Source organism: Nocardia sp. NPDC058497 (assembly GCF_042720195.1).
Classification (GTDB): Bacteria; Actinomycetota; Actinomycetes; order Mycobacteriales; family Mycobacteriaceae; genus Nocardia.
Map to the genome: position 1 here is coordinate 1 of NZ_JBHXMY010000817.1, position 2,054 is coordinate 2,054.

Sequence of the window (2,054 nt, forward strand, 5' to 3'; positions counted from 1 at the left end):
GTAGTAGGTGAGCGCGTCGTCGATCGTGTCGTCGGTGCCCGCCCGCTCCAGGACCGGGTTGCACGGGAACCAGACTCCACCGCCGCCCGAATACGCGGTCGTGCCGCCGAACTTGTCGGTCGCCTCGACCACCGCGACGCTGAGCCCCTCGCGGGCGGCGGTGTAGGCGCCGGCCAGGCCACCGCCCGACCCCGCGACCAGCACATCGACCTCGTCGTTCCAGTCCACCACTGTTTCCTCCTGGTACCACCTCGTAGTGCCGATGACGGTAGGTCCGGTGACGGCGGTCACGCAGCGGATCATCCCGATCACCGGGAGGCGATCGATGCGAGAACGTGCCGGTCAGCGGGAAGGACACCTGCTCTCGCGGCCCGCGCGTCCTTAGCCTCGCCCGCAGAGAACCGGTCTCCATCGAAAGGTAGGCACTGTGAACCCCGAGACCCCATCGGCATCAGTGAAGGGCCCGGCCGACGTCGACGTGGTCGTCGTCGGTGCCGGCATCGCCGGCCTGTACGCACTGCACCGCTTCCGCGGCAGCGGCTTGACCGTCCGGGTGTTCGAGGCGGGCGAGGGCGTTGGCGGCGTCTGGTACTGGAACCGCTACCCGGGCGCGCGCTGCGACGTGGAGAGCGTCGACTACTCGTACTCCTTCGACGACGCGCTGCAGCAGGAGTGGAACTGGAGCGAGAAGTACGCCACCCAGCCCGAGATCCTGTCCTACCTCGAGCACGTCGCAGACCGCTACGACCTGCGCCGCGACATCGAATTCGGCACGCGCGTCACCGATATCGTGCTCGACGAGCAGACCCTGCGCTGGCAGGTCGCCACCGACACCGGGCACGCGGTGTCGGCCCGGTTCGTGGTGCTGGCCACCGGCCCGCTGTCGAACGCGAACACCCCGGCCATCGAGGGCCTCGAGACTTTCGCGGGTCAGACCCTGCACACCTCGCACTGGCCGCACGAGGGCGTCGACCTGACCGGGCAGCGCGTGGGCGTCATCGGCACCGGATCCTCCGGCATCCAGACGATCCCGTGCCTGGCCGAGCAGGCCGAGCAACTGCACGTCTTCCAGCGGACCGCCAATTACAGTGTGCCCGCCGGTAATACACCGCTGAGCGAGGAGGAACGACAGGCGCACAAGGCGAACTACCCCGAGCGCAGGCGGCTGTCGATGGCCAGCGGCGGCGGTTCCCCGCACCAGGCACACCAACAGTCGGCGCTCGAGGTGAGCGAGCAGGAACTGCGTGAGGCCTACGAGAAGCGCTGGGCGCTGGGCGGTGTGCTGTTCAGCAAGACCTTCCCCGACCAGCTGGTCACCCTGCCCGCCAACGACACCGCCCGGCTGTTCTGGGAGGAGAAGGTGCGCGCCGTGATCGACGACCCGCGGGTGGCCGACCTGCTGGTCCCGCGCGATCACCCGATCGGCACCAAGCGCATCTGCACCGACACGAACTACTACCAGACCTACAACCGCGACAATGTCGAGCTCGTCGACCTGCGTTCGACCCCGATCACCCGCATCGACGCGGCGGGCGTGCACACCGGCGACACGCACTACCCGATCGACACCCTGGTGCTGGCCACCGGATTCGACGCGATGACCGGATCGGTGTCGCGGATGAACATCGTCGGCCGCGGCGGCGAATCGCTCAACGAGGCGTGGCGGGAAGGGCCGAAGACCTATCTGGGACTGGGGATGACGGGCTTCCCCAACCTGTTCAACCTGACCGGCCCCGGCAGTCCCTCGGTGCTGGCGAACATGGTGCTGCACTCGGAACTGCACGTCGACTGGGTGGCCGAGGCCATCGCCTTCCTCGACAGCAGGGGAGCGACGGCACTCGAGGCGCGGCCGGACGCGGTGGCCGAGTGGGTGCGCGAATGCGCGGCCCGGGCGGCGGGAACGCTGATGACCCAGGCGAATTCGTGGTACCTGGGCGCCAATATCGAGGGCAGGCCGCGGGTGTTCATGCCCTTCGTCGGCGGGTTCGGCGTCTACGGCGAGATCATCGCCGAGGTCGCGGCCGCCGAGTACAAGGGCTTCGACGTCATCGAGC

2 protein-coding genes are annotated in these 2,054 nt (G+C 68.6%); one reads left to right on the plus strand and one right to left on the minus strand.

The annotated features are described in order from the left end of the window. On the minus strand, positions 1-231 hold a 231-nt coding region (locus ACFWPJ_RS31315; protein ID WP_378856902.1), incomplete at its 3' end, for an FAD-binding protein. 196 nt (positions 232-427) lie between these two features. On the opposite strand from ACFWPJ_RS31315, the gene ACFWPJ_RS31320 reads away from it, so the two are divergent. Next, positions 428-2,054 (plus strand): flavin-containing monooxygenase (locus tag ACFWPJ_RS31320; protein ID WP_378856900.1); only part of this gene is annotated, 1,627 nt, incomplete at its 3' end.